The organism is Mesorhizobium sp. M0848, from assembly GCF_040319805.1.
Taxonomy (GTDB): Bacteria; Pseudomonadota; Alphaproteobacteria; order Rhizobiales; family Rhizobiaceae; genus Mesorhizobium.
The window spans coordinates 79,772-101,235 of record NZ_JAMYOM010000005.1; the positions used below are offsets into that span (position 1 = coordinate 79,772).

The window sequence follows — 21,464 nt, forward strand, 5'->3', positions numbered from 1 at the left end:
AAACAAAACATGACGACAGGCTGGAATTTCCACGAACTCTATCTCTGGCACGAGACCGGCAATGCCGCGCAGTTCTTTCAGCCGAGCCTGACCATCGAGCCCGGCGAGCATGCGGAGAATGCCGACACGAAACGCAGATTCCGCAATCTGATGGAGGTTTCGGGCCTGACCGAAAAATTATCCAAGATCGCCTCCGTCGCGGTGAGCGAGGACGACCTCGCCCTGTTTCACGACCGCGACTACATCAGCCGTATCAAGCTGCTCAGTGACGGGCGCGGCGGCGATGCGAGCTATCTCACCCCCTTCGGCCATGGCAGCTACGAAATCGCCTGTCTGGCCGCCGGCGGCACGGCAGCGGTGATGGATGCGGTGTTGAGCGGCGATGTCGACAATGGCTATGCGCTGGTACGACCGCCCGGCCATCATGCCGAGCGCGGGCAAGGCATGGGCTTTTGCCTGTTCGGCAACGTTCCGGTCGCTATCCTGAAGAACCGGGCCAAACATGGCTTCGAGCGGGTCGCCAGCGTCGACTGGGATGTTCATCACGGCAACGGCACCCAGTCCGCCTTCTATTCGGACCCGTCGGTGCTGACCATCTCGATCCATCAGGACGGGCTTTATCCGGATGACAGCGGTCTTCACAAGGAACGCGGCGAGGGCAAGGGAGAAGGCTACAACATCAATGTACCGCTGCCGGCCGGCTGCGGCCACGGCGCTTACATGTCCGTCTTCGAACGCGTCGTGCTACCGGCGCTCAATCGCTACAAGCCTGATCTCATCGTCGTGCCGTCGGGCTTCGACGCCTCGGCGGCCGATCCGCTGGGGCGCATGATGCTGCATAGCGGCAGCTACCGCGACATGACGCGGATGTTGATGCAGGCGGCGGACGACCTCTGCGGCGGGCGCCTGATGATGTCGCATGAGGGCGGCTATTCGGCCTCCTACGTTCCCTATTGCGGGCTGGCGGTGATGGAGCAGCTGTCCGGCATCAGGACGCATATCGACGACCCGTTCCTGCCGGTCTTCGAAAGCTATGCCGGCCAACCCTTGCAGCCACATCAGGCGGCCGCTGTTTCCAAAGCGGAGGAACTTTTGGGCGGCATCGCCTAGAATTCTGATTGCGGTCAGCCAATGAGGCGATCTCAAGACACAACGGCGCCCAATCTCACAAATGCGGACTTGCGCTGACGGTAGGACGTGCGGCTGATGCATGTCGCCCAAAAGTGGCCCCGGTTTGGGACAACGACATGCATGAAAACAAAGACTTAAAGCGCGTCGCATGAATCCGTTTCAACGCGACGCGCTTTAAAGTACTGTTCGCGCCGAAACGTCACCGGGAAAGCCATTTATTTCAAATGGTTGACCTACAAAAAGCGTCAGGCCGAGAAACGGGTGACGGTCCTTTCTCGGACGTTGATTCACGTACGAAAAGTACCGTCAAAAGTACCGCCAGATTGATCTGCTGCCCTTCACACGCAACGAAGCCCTCGTTTGCACGGGGCCAGAAAAATCAGTGACTTAGACAGTCGGAGACTTCAGTTGATGACGCAGCATCGATAGTGAATGAGATAAACCGCAAATCGTTGCTTTTTCTGCGAAAAACTACGCCGGAGCAGTCCAGACTACTAACTCCTACTCCCACTCGATTGTTCCCGGCGGCTTCGACGTCACGTCGTAGACGACGCGGTTGATGCCCCGGACTTCGTTGATGATGCGGGTGGCGGCGGCGCCGAGGAAGGCCATGTCGTAGTGGTAGAAATCCGCCGTCATGCCGTCGACCGAGGTGACGGCACGCAGCGCGCAGACGAACTCGTAGGTGCGGCCATCGCCCATCACGCCGACCGTCTGCACCGGCAACAGCACGGCGAAGGCCTGCCAGATGGCGTCGTAGAGGCCGGCCTTGCGGATCTCGTCGAGATAGATGGCGTCGGCCTCGCGCAGGATCTCCAGCTTTTCGCGGGTGATGCCGCCGGGGCAACGGATGGCAAGACCCGGGCCTGGGAACGGGTGCCGGCCGATGAAGCTTTCAGGCAGGCCAAGCTCCTTGCCCAGCGCCCTGACCTCGTCCTTGAACAGCTCGCGCAGCGGCTCGACAAGCTGCATGTTCATGCGCGCGGGCAGGCCGCCGACATTGTGGTGCGACTTGATCGTCACTGACGGGCCGCCGGTGAAGGAGACGCTTTCAATGACGTCGGGATAGAGCGTGCCCTGCGCCAGGAATTCGGCGCCGCCGAGTTTCTTGGCCTCTTCCTCGAACACCTCGATGAACAGCCGGCCGATGGTCTTGCGTTTTTTCTCCGGGTCCGACTCGCCCTCGAGGGCGTCGATGAAACGGTCCGACGCGTTCACCAGAATGAGCGGTAAATTGTAGTGTTCGCGGAACATCGCCACCACGCCCGCGGCCTCGTCCTTGCGCATCAGGCCGTGGTCGACAAGGATGCAGGTCAGCTGGTCGCCGACCGCTTCGTGGATCAACAGCGCCGCAACGGAGGAATCGACGCCGCCCGACAGCGCGCAGATGACCTTGCCCTTGCCGACCTGCTTGCGGATCGTCTCGACCGCGTGCTCGCGGTAGGCGCGCATGGTCCAGTCGCCCTCGATGCCGGCGATGTTGTGGACGAAGTTGCGCAGCAGCCGGGCGCCGTCGGGCGTATGCACCACCTCGGGGTGGAACATGATGCCGTACATCTTTCGCTCGATGCTGCCGAAGATGGCGAAGGGCGAGCCTTCCGACTTGCCGAACACTTCGAAGCCCTTGGGCAAGGAGATGACGCGGTCGCCATGGCTCATCCACACCTGGTGGCGCTGGCCGGGTGCCCACAGGCCCTCGAACAGCGGGCTGTCCTTTTGGATCTCGACGAAGGCGCGGCCGAACTCGCGATGGTCGGAGCTTTCGGCAACGCCGCCCATCTGCACGCACATGGCCATCTGGCCGTAACAGATGCCAAGCACCGGCACGCCGGAATCGAAGACGATCTGCGGCGCGCGCGGGCTGCCTATATCGCCGGTCGAAGCCGGACCGCCGGACAGAATGACGGCCTTCGGATTGATGCGCTTGAATGCCGCTTCGGCCGACTGGAACGGCACGATCTCGGAAAACACGCCGGCCTCGCGGATGCGGCGGGCGATGAGCTGGGTGAACTGGCTGCCGAAATCGACAATCAGGACGGTGTCGGGATGATTGGCTGTTTTCATGGCGAGCGTTTAGAGAAAGAAACGAGTCGGCGCAATGGGTTGCGTAGCCCGACTTTCAGGCTGGTCTGGCATCTTCATGGGATGGTTCCGTCCGAAGGGCGCCGTCGCCGATCGCCCGTTCGAGCCGCATGACGGCGTCCGCCAGCTTCTCGTCGATGACTTCAAGATATTCGGTCCAGTCGCCGACATGCCGCAGATCCGCCGCCCCGTCGGAAATGCCGCGCAGACCGATCAGCGGAATGTCGAACAGTTGGCAGGCGCGCAGGCAGGCGAAGGTCTCCATGTCGACCATGTCGGCGCTAACAGCATCATAGGCCGCGCCGGTGATGATCGCTGCGCCGGTCGACAGGGTCGCCTGCCTGATCTCCGGTATCTTGAAGGGCAATGGCACGGTTACCGGCAGGTCGAGGAAGGGTGTCGCACCCTTTTCGAAGCCGAGCGGCGAAGCGTCGATGTCACGGTAGCTGACCGAAACCGCCTGGTAGATCTCCGTCTGCTCCAGCGTCCGACTGCCGGCTGAGCCGAGCGAAACAACGAGATCCGGCAGTGCTCTTTGCGATTTCAGCCAGGAGAGTTCCGCACCCAGCCTGACGCCGGCCTCGACGGGACCGACACCGGTCATCAACGGCGTGAACAACTGCTTGAGGTGCGGGCCGTATTCGGCCTGCGCCGCCATGACGAAGAGGACGTCCTTGCCCGACAGGCGCGACACTTTACCGGTCATGATGATTTGCTCCTCTCCGCCGGATCATCTGCTTATCTGCACCGCCGCTCGCCGGGACCCGCTGCCTCCGGCAGCTCCCGGCGTTCGTGGCCTTCCATCGTGCCACCGGCACGATGGATTCGCCTGCGGCGAACCGGCCACTCACCCTTCTATGCCATCACGCCCGACCACGGTCATCATGGTGCCGGTCATGGTGGCGATCAGCTTGGCCTCGCCGTCGGCGGCGAAGGCGTAGGCTTGGCCGTCGGCGACGATGATGGTGCGGCCTGGCTTGGTCACCGAGCCGCGGAACAGGAAGCGCTCGCCCCTGCCCGGCGCCAGAAGGTTGACCTTGAACTCGATGGTCAGCACGCCGGAATTTTCCGGCATCAGCGAAAAGGCGGCATAGCCGCAGGCCGAGTCCAGCGCCGTCGAAATGACGCCGGCATGGAGAAAGCCATGCTGCTGGGTGAGTGCCGCCGAATAGGGCATCTCGATCTCGATGATGCCGGGGGTCACCAGCGTCAGTTCGGCGCCGATCGTGGCCATCGCCTTCTGGCGCGCGAAGGATGTCCTGACGCGATCCTCATAGTCCGGGGCGGGTACGATCTTTGCTGCCATTGCCGCTGCTTCCTTTACGCGGATAGCTTATTGCAGAGGCATGGACGGCAGGCAAATGCTTTTGCTGCACTGCACAATCGACCTGGCATGCCGGCCGGCGCCGCGCATCCGTCAGGAATTGGATTCAGGCCGATCTGCGTAACGCACAGAGATAAAACCCATCGGTGCCGCTGAGCGCCGGCGACAGCGAGATGTCGCCTTTGGCGCCGATGCGTGCGGCTGCCTCATGGCCGGGAAAACGGCTGTCCCAGAGCTTGCGGTGGTCGACGGGAACATAACCGCTGTTACGGTCCCGAAAGGCCGCGATCTGCTCACCGTTTTCCTCATCAAACACCGAGCAGGTGATGTAGACCAGCAGGCCGCCCGGTTTGACATAGGCTTTGGCCGCATCGAGGATCGCCGACTGCTCGCCCTTGCGGGCATCGAGCTGTCTCTGCGTCAGCCGCCATTTGGCGTCGGGACGGCGGCGCCAGGTGCCGCTGCCGGTGCATGGGGCGTCGACCAGCACGATGTCCATGTGATTGCCGAGCGGCGCGAGTTCTGTGGGTTTGGTGACCACCTGCACATTGCGGTTTTCCGAACGACGGATGCGGTCGAAGATCGGTGCCAGCCGTGCTTTCTCCACATCATGGGCAAAGATCTGGCCACGATTTTCCATCGAAGCCGACAGTGCCAGCGTCTTGCCGCCGGCGCCGGCGCAGAAATCCAGCACCTGCATGCCGGCTTCGGCCCCGGCAAGGGCGGCCGCGATCTGCGAGCCTTCGTCCTGGACCTCGAACCAGCCCTTCTGGAAAGCCGGCTCGGCCTGCACGTTCGGGTGCCGGCCGTCGCCGTCGATCGGCGGGATGCGGATGCCGTGTGGCGCGATTGCCGAGGGTTTCGCGCCAGTTCCCGTCAGTTCGGCCAGCACCTTGTCGCGATTGGCCTGCAAGGTGTTGACCCTGAGGTCGAGCGGCGGGCGCGTCGCCAGCGCCGCGCCCTCGTCGGCCCAGGTCGGCCCAAAGGCTCGCTCGAAAAGCGGCGCGCACCAGTCGGGAACATCCGCCCGCACCGCGTCCGGCGCGTCGGCGAGCCGATGGTCGGCGATGGCCTGAAGCTCGGCGGCGGTCAGCAGCGGCGGTGCGAACTTGTCGCCATCAAGCGCCTCGTTGAGCGATTGTGCCGTCTGGCCCCATTCGAGCAGCAGCGCGCCGAAGCCGATGGCGCGCGGCGTGTCCTGCCCCAGCAGCCAGCCGGCGGAACGCTTGTGGCGCAAGGCGTCATAGACGATGTTGCCGATCGCCGCACGGTCGCCGCCGCCGGCGAAGCGATGCGACAGGCCCCAATCCTTCAGCGCGTCCGCCACCGGCCGGTGGCGCCGGCCGATGTCTTCCAGCACTTCGATGGCCGCAGCCAGCCGTCCGCCCAATCGCATGGTCTTGTTCCGTCACGCAGAAAATTATTCCGGCCCTGCTCTAGAGCGCGCAACCGGCGCGCACAAGCAGGTCGGCCTGCACAACCGCTCTGCTTTCCAACTTTTCTGGTTGCGAATACTCTTCCGGTTGTGATTCGCGGAGCGCAAAAGGCGGACCGGCGGATCGACACGAGGAGAGGGCAATGAAGACTTATCTGGCGGAAGTTCTAGGCACATTTCTATTGGTGTTCATCGGTACGGCTTCTGTGGTGACGGGCGGCTTCGGCGGCGCGCTGCCGCTCGGCCAGGAAGGCATCGGTCTGGCGTTCGGCATCGGCCTCATCGCGGCGGCCTATGCGATCGGCCCGATTTCGGGCGCGCATCTCAACCCAGCGGTGACGCTCGGTGTCTTTCTGGCGGGCCGGCTGCCGGCCAAGGACGTCATCCCCTACTGGATCGCGCAGGTCATCGGCGGCGTCCTTGCTTCGCTGGCGTTGTGGATCATCGTTTCCGGCCAGGTTGGCGGACACACGACCGGCTTCGGCGCCAATGGCTGGGATGTGACGAAATGGGGCGTCAGCTCGGCATTTCTGTGGGAAGTGATCGGCACCTTCACCTTCGTCACCGTGATCCTTGGCGTCACGGCTGAAAAGCACTCGACGGCGTTCGCCGGACTGGTCATCGGCCTGACGCTGGCAGGATTGCACTTCGCCATCATCCCGGTGACCGGAACGTCGCTCAACCCGGCCCGCTCGATCGGCCCGGCGCTGTTTTCGGGAACTGCCGCGATCGGCCAGCTCTGGCTGTTCATCGTTGCACCGCTGATCGGCGGCGCCATCGCCGGCGTGGTTGCGAAGGCGCGCATCTTCGAGAAGGACTGAGCTTCGAAAGCCTGGACAGAACAAAGGCGCGGGCCAAGCCCGCGCCTTTTTCTTTGGGGGATACTCTTGCCGTCAAAGCACAGCCGGGGCGGTCGTCGTTAGGATCCGGACCTTCGGAGGGCGTAGCAGAAAATAGAATGCGGCGATGTGCGTGATCATCAGCAGCGGTACATAGATGATCGGGATCGCGTAGGCGGCGCCCAGTTGCCCCGCATGTGCAGGGAGGCCGACCTGGATGGCGTGGTAATAATCGACGACGAGCTCGACCGTCCCGACGATGTTGAAGGCGACGATCAACGGCCAGAAGAGCCGGGGTAGCCTCACCGTGAGCAGCGCCAGCATGGCCAGTACCCCTGTTGCGAAGTCGCCGTAGGCGGCGAACACGGCGAAACCGGCCGGCAGATCGGGGCTTACGACGCCCGGCAGGATGAACACGAGCCCGAAGAAACGGAAGCTGTGCAGGGTGGCGATGGCACGTTGCGTCGCGACCCGGTCCAGCGAGCTCAGCCACGGGAGGCCGTATGCGCCGAAGCAGAGCAGCCACGCGACGTAGCCTAGAACGAGATGGGTCTGGAACACCATTTCCGTGGACATTTGGCCTCCTGTCAGCAGCCGGTTCACGCGGCCCCAGCTTCAGTCGGTTACCTCTAAGCCTGCTTCCATAATTCGACTACCCGGTGTAATCACAACAACCTATGAAGCAGAACTACACAGTCCGGCACGGTGCGCTGGAGGGGGTCGAGACCTTCCTGGCGGTTGCCAGGCGCCGCAACTTTCGCCGTGCCGCCGCCGATCTCGGCGTGACGCCGTCCGCCGTGAGCCAGGCGGTGCGCACGCTGGAAGCCCGCACGGGTGCGGCGCTGTTCGTGCGCACGACGCGAAGCGTCGGTTTGACCGAGGCTGGCCAGCGGTTCCTCGATCTTGCCGGACCTGCCTTCGAGGAGCTCGTCGCGGCAGGCGAGGCCGCGCGCGATGTCGGCCAACGGCCGACCGGGCTGCTACGCCTGTCCGTCCCCCGCGCCGTCGTGCCGTTGATCCTGGAGCCGATGATCGCATCGTTCTGCCGAACCTATCCCGAGGTCGAGCTGGAGATCGCCGCGAGTGACGAGATGGTCGATCTTGCGACCGGCGGGTTCGATGCCGGCATCCGCCTCGGCCAGTTCATCGCGCCCGACATGGTCGCGGTGCGGCTGACGCCGTCGTTCCCGTTCGTGGTCGTCGGCAGTCCGGACTATCTCGAGCGCCATGGCTACCCCGAGCACGTCGACGACTTGTGCCGCCACGCCTGCCTGCGCTTGCGCCGTTCGAACGGCGCCATCGCGCCCTGGTCTTTCGTCGACGGCAACGGGGAGATCGAGGCGATGGTCTCAGGCCCGCTGATCGCGCACGACTATCCGACGCTGCTCGGGGCCGCGATGCAGGGCATTGGGCTGGCGCAGATCCCCCGACCCGTCGCCGAAGGTCCGATAGGCCAGGGAAAACTCGAGCCGGTCCTAGACACCATCGCCGCCACGACGCCGGGCGTCTTCCTCTACCATCCCGGCAAGCGCCAGATCCTGCCGAAGCTGCGCGCCTTCATCGACCACCTCAAATCCACGGCGTGAGGTAACGAAGGATACCGCCCCCTTGGCGCTTCGCTTGCACCAAAGCTCTCATGGTATAAATATCAGAAATACATAAGTAAAAAATACTACAAGATGGACCATTCCGGTCAAGAACGTCGTTCTTTCAGTGCTGAAGCTTACATTGCATATGAAAAGCGCCAAGACCAAAAGGACCGCATCAGCAGCCGGCAGCCCCAGGGTTAACCCTCTTCCCGTCAGCAGGCTGGCGGCTGCGACCGCCGGTATTGTCAAACCAATCGTGGCACAAGCGGAACCCATCGCGACATTCAAACCGCGTTGCAGCTCATTGTTGAGTGAAGCGCGAACCGCCGAAATGGCCTCCGGCATCAAAACCAGCCCGGCGATCAATGCCCCCACAATGCTGTCAGCCTGTGTCACCTGATAGGCAACGAGCGTATTTTCAACACTTGCGGCGACCTGCTCGGCGAGCATGACAATGCCAATCAGCCCGATCAAAAGCAGCAATGCGCCGGCAAAGACGCTTTCGTGAGGGGCAGTCCGCAGCGCAACGCCGTGGGCCTGCCCTTCGACAAAGTCTTCTCGGTGGCGGACAGTCTGCGCGAACACAAAACTTGCATAAAGCAGCACCGAAAGCACGCTCACAAAGCCAAGTTGAGCTGCCGAAAATGTGCCCGGCCCCGTAGCTTGTGTGTAGGTCGGCAGAATAAGCGTCATGATGGTCAGCGCGATCAGAACCGCCAAATATGCGCTGGTCCCTTGTCGAACAATTGCCTGCTTGCGATGACGCCAGCCGCCGAGCGCAAGACACGTGCCGACGACGCCGGTAGATGCAATCATCACCGTTGAGAAGACGGACTCACGTGCAAGCGTAGGGTTGTTCTCTCCATGCAGCATCATGGAAACGATGATCGACACCTCGATTGCCGTCACGGCAAAAGTCAGCACCAATGTGCCATAGGGCTCTCCTACACGCCGGGCCACCGCCTCGGCGTGGTCGAGCACCACGAAAATGGTGGTGAACATAATCGCACTCGAAAGCGCTCCGACGAGTATCCTGGCGCTCAGCGAACCTTCGTCCGCCGACAGCCCGCCTGCCCTGACTGCAACAGCCATCACCAAGGCGGCCAAGGGCAACGCATAAGAAACCACCGATCGTTTGAAACCAACCATTCAAGCCCCTATGCGCTTCTGCGAACCTTGCGGAAAACCCCATGTGGAGTGTGGAGCGCCTTGGAAAACATCCGGCAGGCCCGACGGCCGGCGTTCGCCCCCTCACAAACAACGCGCTCCAAATGATGCAGCAGGATCGCGACCTGACCGCACCCAGCGCGCCGGACAAACCGAAGCGCCGCCTTCGCTCACGCCGTCTTCTGCGCCACCAGCCCCAGTTCCTCCACCATGGCCTCGCGCATCAAGAACTTTTGCGGCTTGCCGGTCACCGTCATCGGCAATTCGGTGCGGAAGCGTATGTGGCGGGGGATCTTGTAATGGGCGATCTGGCCGGCGCAGAAGTTCTTGACCTCCTGCTCGGTGGCGATCTGGCCGGGCTTGAGCACGATCCACGCGCACAGCTCCTCGCCATATTTGGCGTCGGGAATGCCGAACACCTGCACCTCCTTGACCTTTGGATGGCGGTAGAGGAATTCCTCGACCTCCCTGGGATAGACGTTCTCGCCACCGCGGATGACCATATCCTTGACCCGGCCGACGATGTTGCAATAACCCTCGGAATCGATGGTGGCGAGGTCGCCGGTGTGCATCCAGCCGTCGCTGTCGATCGCCTCGCGGGTCTTGTCTTCGTCGTCCCAGTAACCCTTCATCACCGAATATCCGCGCGTGCAAAGCTCACCCGGTACGCCGACCGCAACGGTAGCGCCATCGGCATCGACCGCCTTTACCTCGACATGGGGATGGATGCGCCCGACGGTCGAGACGCGCTTTTCCAAGGGGTCGTCGACGCCGCTCTGGAACGAGACCGGGCTGGTCTCGGTCATGCCGTAGGCGATGGTCACCTGTTCCATATGCATCAGCGACACCACCTTCTTCATCACCTCGATCGGGCATGGCGAGCCGGCCATGATGCCGGTGCGCAGGCTGGAGAGATCGAAGGCGGAAAAATCCGGATGATCCAGCAGGGCGACGAACATGGTCGGCACGCCATAAAGCCCGGTGCAGCGTTCCTGCGCCACCGCCTTCAGTGTGGCGCCGGCGTCGAACCCTTCTCCCGGAAAAACCATGGTGGCGCCTTTCGAGACGCAACCCATCGTGCCCATCGACATGCCGAAGCAGTGGTAGAGCGGCACCGGAATGCACAGCCGGTCGTCGACGGTCAGCTTGATCGCCGAAGTGACGAAATTGCCGTTGTTGACGATGTTGCTGTGGGTCAGCGTCGCGCCCTTGGGGGCTCCCGTGGTGCCTGAGGTGAACTGGATGTTGATGGCCTCGCCCGGCTTCAGCTTCTCCGAGATGCGGTCGAGGCTGTCATGCTCGTCACGCCCGGCCATGGCCAGCACGTCGCCGAAATTGAACATGCCGGGCGAATTCTCGTCGCCCATGCGGATGACGATCTTCAGCGCCGGCAGTTTCTGTGCCTTGAGCTTGCCCGGTGTGGCCTTGGCGATCTCGGGTGCCAGCGTCTCGATCATGCCGAGATAGTCTGACGTCTTGAACCTGGCAGCGGTGACCAGCGCCTTGCAGCCGACCTTGTTCAGCGCATAGTCGAGCTCGGTCAACCGATAGGCGGGGTTGATGTTGACCAGGATCAGGCCGATGCGGGCGGTGGCGAACTGCGTCACCAGCCATTCCCAGCGGTTGGGCGACCAGATGCCGACGCGATCGCCCTTTGCCAACCCCAGTGCCAGGAAGCCGGCAGCCAGCGCGTCCACTGTGTCCGACAGTTCGCTCCAGGTGAAGCGCTTGTCCTGATCAACGAAAACGGCGGCGTCGAGCGTGCCGTATTTGCTGACGGTGTCGGAAAACAGCGCGGGGATGGTCTTGTCGAGCAGCGGCACGCTGCGTTCGCCAGAGACATGCGCCCTGTTGTCGACGGGTGCCACGAAGACACCGCCAGCACGCGCGCCGCGTCCGCGCAAATTGCTGGCGTTCTTCAGCTCGTCGAGATTGACCGGCATCGCTCTCTCCTCCCGGGACTAAAGCGTGTCGCGCTGAAACGGAATCATGCGACGCGCTTTAGGTCCTTGTTTTTATGCATGTCGTTCTCCCAAAACCGAGATCACTTTTGGGCGACATGCATTGGCCGAACCTATCAGCCTGAGGGGGTGGTGAAAACCCGCCGATCGTCGTGGCAGGTCAACGATGCTTCGGAGCTTCGCGTTGGTTGACGAAGCCCCAAAACGCAAAAACCCGCCTGGGCGGCGGGTCGCTGGCGCAAATCAGCACCATGGGCAAAAATGTAGCATAGCTGCCCTCACGGGTCAAGAAAAAATTCCTATCAACATGAAAACCCCGGCGCAAACGCTACCGACACCGCTGGGCGGCCGTCAGGGTTCTTAAGCTGGGTCGGGGCCCTAAGGGTAGTGGGCCCCGCCGCTATCCGGCCGCAGCCGCCATCTTCGCGGCAATGTCGCGCAAGAGCGCCTCATCAGCCGCCGCCCGTGTCTTCTTCGACGCCACCAGACAGGCCTGCGAGCGCAGGACAAGGCCATCGCCCAGCACTTTGAGATGATTGGCGCGCAGCGTCGAGCCGGTGGTCGTGATGTCGACGATGACATCGGCCAGACCGGCCGCCGGCGCGCCTTCGGTAGCCCCTAGGCTCTCGACGATACGATAAACCTGGATGCCGTGCTTCTGCGAGAAGAATTGCTGGGTCAGCCGCCAGTATTTGGTGGCGATGCGCAGCCGCCGGCCATGGCGCTGGCGAAAATCGGCGGCGACGTCGTCGAGATCGGCCATGGTGTCGACATCGAGCCAGATATCCGGCACAGCCACCACGACATCGGCATTGCCGAAGCCGAGACGGGCGACGATTTCGGCGCGCGCCTCCCAGTCGGCGAGGTTTTCACGCACCAGGTCCTCGCCGGTGATGCCGAGATCGACGGCGCCCTGGCCGATCTCGCCTGATATTTCGGAAGCCGACAGGAACACCACTTCGACATCATCCAGACCCTCGACGCGGGCGTGGTACTTGCGCTCGTCGCCTGGCAGGCTGACGGCGAGGCCGGCTTTGGCCAGCACGTCCAGCGCCTGTTCTTTCAGGCGGCCTTTCGACGGGATCGCCAGCGTGATCATGGCGCCGTCTCCCGCAGTGCCTCGATGCGATCGAGCCAGACCGAAAAGCCTACGCCGGGGATAGGCGTCTTCGCGCCAAGCAGGGTCAGCAGCCGGTCATAGCGGCCGCCGCCGACCAGCGGCCGGTCGCCATTGTCGGCCGCGATTTCGAAAACAAGACCGGTGTAGTAATCGAGCGGGCGGCCGAAGGCGGCGTCGTAGCGGATTTTATCGGCCGGCAAGCCATACGTTTCGATCGCCTTGGCGCGGGCAGCGAACTTTTCCAGCGCGACATCGAGCGACAGCCCGGCGCCGGTGGCGAAGGACTCCAGCGCCTGGGTTGCGCCATCAAGCGGAACGTCGATCGCCAGAAAATCCTTCAGCGCGGAAAAGGCCTCGCTCGACAGCCGAACGCTGCGCAATTCGGCTTTCTCGATCAGCCGCCGGGCAATGTCGGACGGCGCGCGCCCGGCGGACGCCGACAGGCCCGCCTCTTCCATGCCGCTGGCGATATGGGCGGAAAGACCGTCCAGATCACCGTCTAGCACAAGGGCCGCGACCGGGCCGGAGAGCTGGCTGTTGCGCGGCGGGTTGGCGAGATCGGCGAGAGCCGCCTCAAGCATCGGCGCCGAGCCGAACGCACGGGCAAGGCGCATGCGCCAGCCGCGCGGCAAGCCAAGGGCAGCCAGAACCGCCTCGAAAATAGTCTGATCGCCGAGCGTGATCGCCAATGCCTGGCCAGGCAGCACCAGCGACAGCAGCGCATGCGCATCGGCCACCGAGCGGGCATCGGCTCCAGCGGTATCGCGGTCGCCAAGATCCTCGATGCCGGCCTGGAAGAACTCGTTGCCGCCTTCGCGGCGCTGGCGAAACACCTCGCCCAGGTAAGAATAGCGTCGCGGCGTGCCGGCCTGCGAGCTTATGTGGTCGAGGCAGACCGGAATGGTGAATTCCGGCCGCAGGCACAATGTCTGCCCGGTTTCGCTTTCGGTCAGGAAGATACGGCGGCGTAGATCCTCGCCGGCCATGTCAAGGAACGGGTCGGCCGGCTGCAATATGGCGACTTCGACCGCATGCGTGTTGCGGGTGGCGAAGAGGTTGGTGATGTCGGTGGAGATGGCGGGGGTGCGGGAGGTCATGGAGCGGATGGGCGCGAGGCACCCCCCTCTGGCCTGCCGGCCATCTCCCCCGCAAGGAGGGAGATCGGCAGCTTGAGGCTCAGCGCCTCTTCTTCAACGCTGGAGATTGGCGAAAGCCCACGTGACATCCAATCTCCCCCCTTGCGGGGGAGATGGCCGGCAGGCCAGAGGGGGGTGTTCAAGCGCCACCTTTCGCGCGATCAGCAGCCTGCGCCCCCAGGATCTTCCTAACCTCGGAGACCAGCTCGCCCTCCGCCACCGTCACCTGCGCCGGGCGGACGGCGCGCCATTCGGCATTGTCTGTGATTTCGGCCGACATGCGGGCGCCTTCGATCAGGTCCTTGATCTGCAGTTCGCCCTTGGCGCGCTCGTCGCCGCCCTGGATGATCGCGACCGGGCAGCCGCGCCGGTCGGCATATTTGAGCTGCGCCTTCATGCCGGCGCCGCCGAGATACATTTCGGACCGGATGCCAGCGGCGCGCAGGCTCGCCACCATCTTCTGGTAGCGGCCGAGACTGTCGGTGTCCTTGTCCATCACCAGCACGACGACAGGTGCGATCACATCCGAGGCGTCGAGCTTGCCGAGGTTCTTCAGCGCCGTCATCAGCCTGGAGACGCCAATGGAAAAGCCGGTCGCCGGCACCGGCTCGCCGCGAAAGCGCGAAACCAGACCATCATAGCGACCGCCGCCACCGACCGAGCCGAAGCGCACGATCTGGCCGTCCTCGTTGGGGATTTCGGCCAGCAGCTCGGCTTCGAAGACAGGGCCGGTGTAGTATTCGAGGCCGCGCACGACCGAGCGGTCCATGGCGATACGGTCCTCGCCATATCCTGCCGCCCTGACCAGCGCTTCAATCGTGGCGAGTTCGCCGACGCCTTCCTGGTAGATGGCATTCGAACTGACCATGGAATCCTGGCCTACCTGTGCATTCCTCGCTGTCGCGAGAAGGACTGCCTCGGCCTGCCCGTTATTCAACCCGGCGCCCTTGGCGAAGTCGCCTTCGCCTTCCTTGCCACCGTCCCAGCGGCCCGGGCCAAGCAAAAGCTTCACGCCTTCCGGCCCGAGCTTGTCCAGTTTGTCGATCGCGCGCAGCACCGTCAGCCTTCGTCCGGCATTCTCCTCGCCGCCAAGCCCGATCGCCTCCAGCACGCCATCCAGAACCTTGCGGTTGTTGACGCGAATGACGTAGTCGCCGCGCTTGATGCCGAGCGCTTCCATGACGTCGGCCATCATCATCGCCATTTCGGCGTCGGCGGCCACGCCCGGCGTACCGATCGTGTCGGCGTCGAACTGCATGAACTGGCGGAAGCGGCCGGGGCCTGGCTTCTCGTTGCGGAACACCCAGCCGGAGCGATAGCTGCGGTAAGGCTTGGGCAGGCGCTCGTAATTCTCGGCGACGAAACGGGCCGTCGGCGCGGTCAGGTCATAGCGCAGCGACAGCCACTGGTCGTCGTCATCCTGGAAGGAGAACACGCCTTCGTTCGGCCGGTCCTGGTCGGGCAGGAATTTTCCGAGCGCGTCGGTGTATTCGATCAGCGGCTGGTCTGCCGGTTCGAAGCCGTAAAGCTCATAGACCGAGCGGATCGTCGCCATCATCTTCTCGACGGCGCGGATATCCTCGGCGCTGCGGTCGGCAAAACCGCGCGGCAGCCGCGCTTTCGTCTTTTCCGATTTGTCGGCCATGAGTGAGCATCCGGTGTTTCGTGGCGTTGCGGGATAGGAAATTTCCTATTCGGCAGCGCGCGTTTCCTAACTGATGCAGCCGGGAGCGGCAAGGGTCGGCACCCAGCACCACGCTCGAACCTCCGTGAAACAAAACCGCATCGAAAATGAAACAATCCCGACACGGGTGCGGCATCGTGCCGACACAATCGTCGCCGATAAGGCGGGGTAAATGAGGGCTCGGGGCCATGGTCAGCACAGCAAGATTTTACGCTATTGATGGCGAAGCCGGCGAATTGCCCGCGCGCTTGCGCCCGGCCGACATCCACGCTCCGAAAATGGTCAGCCAGGCTGCCGGCCCGTTCGAAGTGCCGGCCGACACCGGCAAAGGCCCATCCATGCGCGACGCGTTGATGACCGGCCTGCTGGTGATCTATCCGACCGTGGCCACGGTGGTGGCGATCGTCGCCGGCCTGGTGCTGGCCAGCGCCAACGGCACCTGAAATTACTCGCTTTACCGGAAGTAGAGGGGCTACTTCGGCCTTTTGAACGCCTTCCGCTGCTTCTCGACCTCTTTGCGGCAGATGCAGCCCTCGAGATGGTCGTTGACCAGGCCCATCGCCTGCATGAAGGCGTAGACAGTGGTCGGCCCCACGAAGCTCCAGCCGCGTTTCTTCAACTCCTTCGAAATCCGCACCGAGACCGCCGTGGTCGGGTTGGCGCGCAGATGGGCGAGATCGACGATCTGCGGCCGCTCCTCCTTGCCGGGTTCGAACTTCCAGAACCAGGCGGCCAGCGAGCCGAACTCGTCGGCCATTTCGCGGGCGCGCTTGGCGTTGTTGATGGTCGAGACGATCTTGCCGCGATGGCGGATGATGCCGGCATTGCCGAGCAGGCGCTCGACATCCTTGTCGGTGAAGGCGGCGACCTTGTCGAATTCGAAATTGGCGAAGGCTTCGCGAAAATTCTCCCGCTTGCGCAGAATGGTCAGCCACGACAGGCCAGACTGAAAGCCTTCGAGGCAGATCTTTTCGAACAGCCTGCGGTCGTCGGCCACAGGCCGGCCCCATTCATGATCGTGGTAGTGCAGATAGTCGGGCAGATTGCCGTGCCAGAAGCAGCGCGCGACACCATCGGGACCGGCGAGCAGTCCGGTGTTTTCCTTGTCCATAAGCCAAAATCCGTTCGTTAACGCGCTTTTGCGCGGCATTTACTGCGGCTTTACCAGATTCCTGAACCCGGCGGTAACCACACCAAAAGGTTTACCGACAGTTCCGCATTTTACGCATTCCGATTCATGTTTCGGTTGCTGCTTGCGCGCCAATGATCGCCGAACCGGGAGGACGTTTCCACCCGTTTTGTATCAGACGATCAAGGTGCGTTACGATGAAGACAGTTCTGTTTCCCGTGCTCGGCGCCGTGGCTGTGTTTGCCGCCGGCGTCACACCCTCAACCGCCGGCGACCGCTATGCCGACAGGCCGCCGGTGATGGTGAGCCCCGACCTTTCCGCACCCTGGGTGCTGCAGCTTGGCCAGGCACCCGGCATCGTGCGCCAGAACCGCCAGGTCGTCCAGCAACAGCGGCGCCTGCGCCCGGCGCAGCCCGACCGGGTGCAGACGGCGGCGGTGCAGCCGCCGGCCAAGCGCATGGTCGCGCGTCCTCAGATCAACCCGATCTACCTGCCGCAGGAAGTCGACTATGACGGAGGCCAGAAGCCGGGCACGATCGTCATCGACACCACGCAGAATTTCCTCTTCCTGGTCGAGAAGAACGGCAAGGCAAGGCGCTATGGCGTCGGCACCGGCAAGCCGGGCTTCGAATGGTCGGGTACGCACAAGATCACCAACAAGCGCGAATGGCCGGACTGGCGCCCGCCGGCGCAGATGATCAAGCGTGAAGCCGCCAAGGGCCGCTATTTGCCGACCTATCTTGCCGGCGGCACGGAGAACCCGCTTGGCGCCCGCGCGCTCTACCTCGGCACGACCGAGTACCGCATCCACGGCACCAACCAGCCGTGGACGATCGGCGGTGCGGTGTCATCGGGCTGCATCCGCATGCGCAACGAGGACGTCGTCGACCTCTATGAACGGGTCAATGTCGGAACCACGGTCGAGGTGATATAGTAGGTCTTGCGAATCACTTGGCCGGCAAAGCAGTCCGCTTTTCGAGCCGGTTAGGGACAACGGGGGACGGGCCGTATGGGGATGCGGCCGGTCAGGAAGGGCAGCACGGGAAACCGCGCTGCCCTTTCCGTTTTTGAGCAGAAATCGAGGGCAAAGGTCACCCACGCGTCGCGCAACGGGCATAGCGGTTCGCTTTCATGCTGCCCTTTACCGCATTCTTTTGCTATCTCGGTGGCTAGTTCCACAAAAGAGTTCACCCATGCTCCTGTCCGAAGACAGCCGTTATCTCAAGGGCGGCCCGGTCGCCCAGCGCATCATCGCCGCCGTTCGCGAGGACGCCGCGATCGCCAAAGCCGAGGGTTTTCCGCCCAAGCTGATCTCGATCACCGTCGGCGACACCGATGCGGTGGATGTTTATGTACGCAACCAGCGCGCCAAGGCTGAGCTCGCCGGCATCGATTTCGAGGAACGGCGCTTTCCCGCCACCATCACGGCAGGCGAGTTGGAAGCGGCCATTCACGGCCTGAATGCCGATCCGCGCGTCACCGGCATCATCATTCAGCGGCCGGTCCCAGTGCATATCCCGATCAGGACGCTGCAGGCGGCGGTGCATCCGCTCAAGGATGTCGAAGGCATGCATCCGGCCTCGATCGGCAACATCGTCTACAACCAGCTCGATCTCGCGCCTTGCACGGCGGCGGCCTCGGTCGAACTGCTCAAGGAAACCGGCCCCGACCTCAAGGGGCTGGAAGTCGTCATCGTCGGCCATTCGGAAATCGTCGGCAAGCCGATCGCCTTCCTGTTGATGAGCGAAGGCGCGACGGTGACCGTGTGCCACCACATGACGCGGTCGGTCGCCGCCCATGCGCGACGTGCCGATGCGCTGTTCGTCGCCGTCGGCAAGCCGCGGCTGATCAAGGCCGACATGGTCAAGCCGGGTGCGGCCGTCATCGACATCGGCATCAATTCCGAAATCGGCCCCGACGGCTCAAGCCGCATCGTCGGCGACGTCGACACCGAGAGCGTCCGCGAGGTCGCCTCCTGGATCACCCCGGTGCCGGGCGGCGTCGGCCCGATCACGGTCGCCATCCTGCTGCGCAACACCATGGTCGCGCTCAGCCGCCAGCGCGCGCTCTATGAGGCGACCTACGGCACGGCGGACAGGCTCGCGGCGGAGTAAGCACAGAGCGGCGCCAGCCCCCTCACCCAGCCTCCGCTTCGCTCGGCTGACCTCTCCCCGAGGGAGAGGAGATTGTCACCGCCGGCGCAAACCTCTTCTCCCCTCGGGGAGAAGGTGGCCGCGAAGCGGCCGGATGAGGGAGACTTGCCGTTAACTCTGACAGCGGCAACGCCACGCTACTCAGCCGCAACCAGCCTTTCCTCGGGGACCCCTTCCGGCATCGGTCCGCCATAGGCCCAGTCGAGCAGTTTTATCGTGTGCACCACCGGCAGCTTGGCGGCGGAAGCGATCTGGGTGATGCAGCCGATGTTGCCGGTGGCGACGATCGAAGCCCCCGTCGCCTCGATGTTTGTCACCTTGCGGTCGCGCAGTTTGGCCGAGATTTCGGACTGCAGGATGTTGTAGGTGCCGGCCGAACCGCAGCACAAATGCCCTTCGCGCGGCTCGCGCACGATGAAGCCGGCCTTGGCGAGCAGTTCCTTCGGCTGGCGGGTGATCTTCTGGCCGTGCTGCATCGAACAGGCCGAGTGATAGGCGACGACCGTGCCCGGCTTGCGCGCCGGTTCAGGCAGGTCGAAGGTCGAGAGATATTCGGTAATGTCCTTGGCCAGCGCCGAAACGCGCGCCGCCTTGTCGGCATAGGCCGGGTCGAGCCGCAGCATGAAGCCGTAGTCCTTGATCGTCGTGCCGCAGCCGGAGGCAGTGATGACGATGGCATCGAGCCCGCCTTGTTCGATGGCGCGCGTCCAGGCATCGACATTCTGCCTCGCAGAGGCAAGCGCGGCCTGCTCGCGCCCCATATGATGAACCAGCGCCCCGCAGCAGCCCTCGCCCGGTGGCACCACGACCTCGACACCGAGCCGCGTCAGCAGCGAAATCGTGGTGTCGTTGATGGCGGGATCGAGCACCGATTGCGCGCAGCCGGTGAGGATGGCGACGCGGCCTCTTTTGCTCCCCTGCCCGGCATGGATGCCAGGTGAAGCTATCGACGATGCTGTCGGGATCGAGGCCGGCGCGAGCTTGAGCATCGCACTCAGCGGCTTCAGCGCCGGAACCTTGTCGAACAAGCCCATAAACGGCTTGCCCAGCTTCGCCAGCTTGAGCGCGGCGCGAAAACGCTGGGGATAGGGCAGCACGAAGGCCAGCATGGCGCGGGTCAGGCGGTCGAGCAGCGGCCGCTTGTAGGTCTCCTGGATATGGGCGCGGGCATGGTCGACCAGATGCATGTAGTTGACGCCCGACGGGCAGGTGGTCATGCAGGCAAGGCAGGACAGGCAGCGATCGATATGGGTGACGATCTCCTTGTCGGCCGGACGGCCGTTTTCCAGCATGTCCTTGATCAGGTAGATGCGCCCGCGCGGTGAATCGAGCTCGTTGCCAAGCGTCACATAGGTCGGGCAGGTGGCGGTGCAGAAGCCGCAATGCACGCATTTGCGCAGGATCTTTTCCGATTCCGCGACATGCGGATCGGCAAGCTGGGCAAGCGAAAAATTGGTCTGCATCGCTGATGTCCTAGGCCATTCGGCCGGGATTGAGGATATTCTTCGGGTCGAATTCCTGTTTCAGGCGCACCGCTAGTGCGGCAAGCGCCGGCGGCTGCGGCTCGAACACCGGCAGAGCGGCGCGATGCGAAGGTGCGGCACGCACCAGCGTCGCATGGCCGCCGCCATGTTTCCTCAACAGCCCGCGCAGCAGGGCGGCTTCCGGGTCGCCTTGTTCCATGCGCAGCCACACCAGCCCGCCCTGCCAGTCATAGAAGGCGCTGACGGCGGCCTGCATGCGCAGTGTCAGGACCATCTGGTGGCACTGTCCCGGCGTCATCGAGACACGCCAGACCGGTTTCTCGCCGTTGTCGGCGAAGGGCCTGCAATCGCGCACATCGCGCCAGATCAGCCGTGAGGTTTCACCGGCAATCTCCTGCAGCGGCCCGGCCTTGCCGAGCAGCGTTTTCAGCGCGGCAATACGGTAGGCAACCGACGGGCCGAAACCCTCGACACGCAGCAGCGTGGCGGCCTCGCTGCCGAGACTGCCGCCGGCGACGCGCGCGGCGATCCGCTCCGGCAGATGGGCGGCACTCGACACTTCAGCACTCGAGCCAAGCGCCAGGGCCATGGCGGCGGCAGCGGCATCGTCGAGCAAGCCACGGATGGCGAGCGTGACTTCGGTCTCGGCTGCCGGCAGCACCTTGAAGGTGACGTCGGTGAAGGCGGCCAGCGTGCCCCAGCTGTTGGCCATCAGCTTGGACATGTCATAGCCGGTGACGTTCTTGACCACGCGACCGCCCGACTTGAAGGCCTCGCCGCGCCCGGACACCACATTGATGCCCAGGATATGATCGCGCGCCGCGCCCGCCTTCAGCCGGCGCGGACCGGAGAGGTTCGCGGCGAGCACGCCGCCGATTGTGCCTTTGCCAGCTTCGCCGCCGAGCAGTGGGCCGTAGTCCATCGGCTCGAAGGCAAGCTGCTGGCCGTTTTCCGCCAGCAGCTTTTCGATCTCGGCCAGCGGTGTGCCGGCTTTTGCCGACAGCACCAGTTCAGCCGGTTCATAGAGCGTGACGCCAGAGAGTTTCGACAAGTCGAGCGTGTGTTCGGTTTGCAGCGGCCGGCCGATGCCACGCTTGGAGCCGTGGCCGAGGATTTCCAGCGGCGAGCCTTCCGCCGCTGCCCAGGCGACGGTGGAGGGGACTTCGGATGAGGTGGTCGGGGTGAAGGTGGTCATGGGCGACCCCTGTTCCTCGCCCAGCGAAGCGGGG

The 21,464-nt window shown here is 63.6% G+C and carries 19 protein-coding genes; 6 read left to right on the top strand and 13 right to left on the bottom strand.

Annotated elements, in window-relative coordinates:
- Positions 1-9 precede the first annotated feature (9 nt).
- Positions 10-1,110 carry a histone deacetylase-like amidohydrolase gene (locus NKH95_RS07055; RefSeq protein ID WP_352753669.1) on the top strand — a complete coding sequence of 367 codons (1,101 nt, stop codon included), beginning with the start codon at positions 10-12 and terminating at the stop codon, positions 1,108-1,110.
- A gap of 522 nt (positions 1,111-1,632) precedes the next feature.
- Here the strand turns inward: NKH95_RS07055 and guaA are convergent.
- The 4 genes from guaA to NKH95_RS07075 form a co-directional block, all read right to left on the bottom strand.
- Positions 1,633-3,195, bottom strand: coding sequence for a glutamine-hydrolyzing GMP synthase (gene guaA / locus NKH95_RS07060; protein ID WP_352795646.1), 1,563 nt, complete (start codon positions 3,193-3,195; stop codon positions 1,633-1,635).
- A gap of 55 nt (positions 3,196-3,250) precedes the next feature.
- On the bottom strand, positions 3,251-3,919 hold the full coding sequence (locus tag NKH95_RS07065; RefSeq protein ID WP_352891251.1) for a 5'-methylthioadenosine/S-adenosylhomocysteine nucleosidase: 669 nt from the start codon (positions 3,917-3,919) through the stop codon (positions 3,251-3,253).
- Between the two features lie 141 nt (positions 3,920-4,060).
- The gene (locus NKH95_RS07070; protein WP_013530371.1) at positions 4,061-4,519 is read right to left on the bottom strand and encodes a PaaI family thioesterase; all 459 of its coding nucleotides are present in this window, start codon (positions 4,517-4,519) and stop codon (positions 4,061-4,063) included.
- 124 nt (positions 4,520-4,643) lie between these two features.
- Positions 4,644-5,933, bottom strand: a complete 1,290-nt coding sequence (locus tag NKH95_RS07075) for an RsmB/NOP family class I SAM-dependent RNA methyltransferase (RefSeq protein ID WP_352891252.1) — start codon at positions 5,931-5,933, stop codon at positions 4,644-4,646.
- 182 nt (positions 5,934-6,115) lie between these two features.
- Here NKH95_RS07075 and NKH95_RS07080 point away from each other — a divergent pair, with 182 nt between their 5' ends.
- On the top strand, positions 6,116-6,793 hold the full coding sequence (locus NKH95_RS07080) for an MIP family channel protein (RefSeq protein ID WP_013530368.1): 678 nt from the start codon (positions 6,116-6,118) through the stop codon (positions 6,791-6,793).
- 72 nt (positions 6,794-6,865) lie between these two features.
- Here NKH95_RS07080 and NKH95_RS07085 read toward each other — a convergent pair whose 3' ends face one another.
- Positions 6,866-7,387: a DUF8737 domain-containing protein gene (locus NKH95_RS07085; protein WP_352891254.1), complete on the bottom strand. Its 522-nt coding sequence runs from the start codon at positions 7,385-7,387 to the stop codon at positions 6,866-6,868.
- 101 nt (positions 7,388-7,488) lie between these two features.
- On the opposite strand from NKH95_RS07085, the gene NKH95_RS07090 reads away from it, so the two are divergent.
- On the top strand, positions 7,489-8,397 hold the full coding sequence (locus NKH95_RS07090; RefSeq protein WP_352676030.1) for a LysR substrate-binding domain-containing protein: 909 nt from the start codon (positions 7,489-7,491) through the stop codon (positions 8,395-8,397).
- Between the two features lie 48 nt (positions 8,398-8,445).
- On the opposite strand, the gene NKH95_RS07095 is transcribed toward NKH95_RS07090, so the two are convergent.
- The 5 genes from NKH95_RS07095 to hisS form a co-directional block, all read right to left on the bottom strand.
- Positions 8,446-9,549 (bottom strand): calcium:cation antiporter, encoded by a 1,104-nt coding sequence (locus NKH95_RS07095; protein ID WP_352676029.1) that lies wholly within the window; start codon positions 9,547-9,549, stop codon positions 8,446-8,448.
- A gap of 188 nt (positions 9,550-9,737) precedes the next feature.
- A complete protein-coding gene (locus NKH95_RS07100) occupies positions 9,738-11,510 on the bottom strand; it encodes an AMP-binding protein (protein WP_352774882.1) in 1,773 nt (590 codons plus the stop codon).
- A gap of 418 nt (positions 11,511-11,928) precedes the next feature.
- On the bottom strand, positions 11,929-12,627 hold the full coding sequence (gene hisG / locus NKH95_RS07105) for an ATP phosphoribosyltransferase (RefSeq protein ID WP_023809018.1): 699 nt from the start codon (positions 12,625-12,627) through the stop codon (positions 11,929-11,931).
- Positions 12,624-13,745, bottom strand: a complete 1,122-nt coding sequence (locus NKH95_RS07110) for an ATP phosphoribosyltransferase regulatory subunit (protein ID WP_023809019.1) — start codon at positions 13,743-13,745, stop codon at positions 12,624-12,626. The genes hisG and NKH95_RS07110 overlap by 4 nt, the downstream gene beginning before the upstream one ends.
- 178 nt (positions 13,746-13,923) lie before the next feature.
- Positions 13,924-15,429 (bottom strand): histidine--tRNA ligase, encoded by a 1,506-nt coding sequence (hisS, locus tag NKH95_RS07115; protein ID WP_352676024.1) that lies wholly within the window; start codon positions 15,427-15,429, stop codon positions 13,924-13,926.
- A gap of 227 nt (positions 15,430-15,656) precedes the next feature.
- Between hisS and NKH95_RS07120 the strand changes: the two genes are divergently transcribed.
- Complete coding sequence (locus NKH95_RS07120; RefSeq protein ID WP_023809021.1) at positions 15,657-15,911, top strand: hypothetical protein; 255 nt, start codon at positions 15,657-15,659, stop codon at positions 15,909-15,911.
- A gap of 29 nt (positions 15,912-15,940) precedes the next feature.
- Here the strand turns inward: NKH95_RS07120 and NKH95_RS07125 are convergent, their stop codons facing one another.
- On the bottom strand, positions 15,941-16,579 hold the full coding sequence (locus NKH95_RS07125; protein ID WP_023809022.1) for a DNA-3-methyladenine glycosylase I: 639 nt from the start codon (positions 16,577-16,579) through the stop codon (positions 15,941-15,943).
- Positions 16,580-16,794: 215 nt separating this feature from the next.
- Here NKH95_RS07125 and NKH95_RS07130 point away from each other — a divergent pair, with 215 nt between their 5' ends.
- Positions 16,795-17,532, top strand: a complete 738-nt coding sequence (locus tag NKH95_RS07130; protein ID WP_023809023.1) for a L,D-transpeptidase — start codon at positions 16,795-16,797, stop codon at positions 17,530-17,532.
- Positions 17,533-17,791: 259 nt separating this feature from the next.
- Positions 17,792-18,712 (top strand): bifunctional 5,10-methylenetetrahydrofolate dehydrogenase/5,10-methenyltetrahydrofolate cyclohydrolase, encoded by a 921-nt coding sequence (locus tag NKH95_RS07135; protein WP_023809024.1) that lies wholly within the window; start codon positions 17,792-17,794, stop codon positions 18,710-18,712.
- A 176-nt stretch (positions 18,713-18,888) separates the two neighbouring features.
- Here the strand turns inward: NKH95_RS07135 and glcF are convergent, their stop codons facing one another.
- Together glcF and NKH95_RS07145 are read right to left on the bottom strand one after the other, a co-directional pair.
- Positions 18,889-20,214: a glycolate oxidase subunit GlcF gene (gene glcF / locus NKH95_RS07140; protein ID WP_023809025.1), complete on the bottom strand. Its 1,326-nt coding sequence runs from the start codon at positions 20,212-20,214 to the stop codon at positions 18,889-18,891.
- Positions 20,215-20,224: 10 nt separating this feature from the next.
- The gene (locus NKH95_RS07145) at positions 20,225-21,430 is read right to left on the bottom strand and encodes an FAD-binding protein (RefSeq protein WP_352722352.1); all 1,206 of its coding nucleotides are present in this window, start codon (positions 21,428-21,430) and stop codon (positions 20,225-20,227) included.
- Positions 21,431-21,464 lie beyond the last annotated feature (34 nt).

Excerpts from the sequence above, each read along its gene's own strand:
- NKH95_RS07055 (WP_352753669.1), top strand. The coding sequence starts at position 10 with ATGACGACAGGCTGGAATTTCCACGAACTCTATCTCTGGCACGAGACC.
- guaA (WP_352795646.1), bottom strand. The coding sequence starts at position 3,195 with ATGAAAACAGCCAATCATCCCGACACCGTCCTGATTGTCGATTTCGGC.
- NKH95_RS07065 (WP_352891251.1), bottom strand. The coding sequence starts at position 3,919 with ATGACCGGTAAAGTGTCGCGCCTGTCGGGCAAGGACGTCCTCTTCGTC.
- NKH95_RS07070 (WP_013530371.1), bottom strand. The coding sequence starts at position 4,519 with ATGGCAGCAAAGATCGTACCCGCCCCGGACTATGAGGATCGCGTCAGG.
- NKH95_RS07075 (WP_352891252.1), bottom strand. The coding sequence starts at position 5,933 with ATGCGATTGGGCGGACGGCTGGCTGCGGCCATCGAAGTGCTGGAAGAC.
- NKH95_RS07080 (WP_013530368.1), top strand. The coding sequence starts at position 6,116 with ATGAAGACTTATCTGGCGGAAGTTCTAGGCACATTTCTATTGGTGTTC.
- NKH95_RS07085 (WP_352891254.1), bottom strand. The coding sequence starts at position 7,387 with ATGTCCACGGAAATGGTGTTCCAGACCCATCTCGTTCTAGGCTACGTC.
- NKH95_RS07090 (WP_352676030.1), top strand. The coding sequence starts at position 7,489 with ATGAAGCAGAACTACACAGTCCGGCACGGTGCGCTGGAGGGGGTCGAG.
- NKH95_RS07095 (WP_352676029.1), bottom strand. The coding sequence starts at position 9,549 with ATGGTTGGTTTCAAACGATCGGTGGTTTCTTATGCGTTGCCCTTGGCC.
- NKH95_RS07100 (WP_352774882.1), bottom strand. The coding sequence starts at position 11,510 with ATGCCGGTCAATCTCGACGAGCTGAAGAACGCCAGCAATTTGCGCGGA.
- hisG (WP_023809018.1), bottom strand. The coding sequence starts at position 12,627 with ATGATCACGCTGGCGATCCCGTCGAAAGGCCGCCTGAAAGAACAGGCG.
- NKH95_RS07110 (WP_023809019.1), bottom strand. The coding sequence starts at position 13,745 with ATGACCTCCCGCACCCCCGCCATCTCCACCGACATCACCAACCTCTTC.
- hisS (WP_352676024.1), bottom strand. The coding sequence starts at position 15,429 with ATGGCCGACAAATCGGAAAAGACGAAAGCGCGGCTGCCGCGCGGTTTT.
- NKH95_RS07120 (WP_023809021.1), top strand. The coding sequence starts at position 15,657 with ATGGTCAGCACAGCAAGATTTTACGCTATTGATGGCGAAGCCGGCGAA.
- NKH95_RS07125 (WP_023809022.1), bottom strand. The coding sequence starts at position 16,579 with ATGGACAAGGAAAACACCGGACTGCTCGCCGGTCCCGATGGTGTCGCG.
- NKH95_RS07130 (WP_023809023.1), top strand. The coding sequence starts at position 16,795 with ATGAAGACAGTTCTGTTTCCCGTGCTCGGCGCCGTGGCTGTGTTTGCC.
- NKH95_RS07135 (WP_023809024.1), top strand. The coding sequence starts at position 17,792 with ATGCTCCTGTCCGAAGACAGCCGTTATCTCAAGGGCGGCCCGGTCGCC.
- glcF (WP_023809025.1), bottom strand. The coding sequence starts at position 20,214 with ATGCAGACCAATTTTTCGCTTGCCCAGCTTGCCGATCCGCATGTCGCG.
- NKH95_RS07145 (WP_352722352.1), bottom strand. The coding sequence starts at position 21,430 with ATGACCACCTTCACCCCGACCACCTCATCCGAAGTCCCCTCCACCGTC.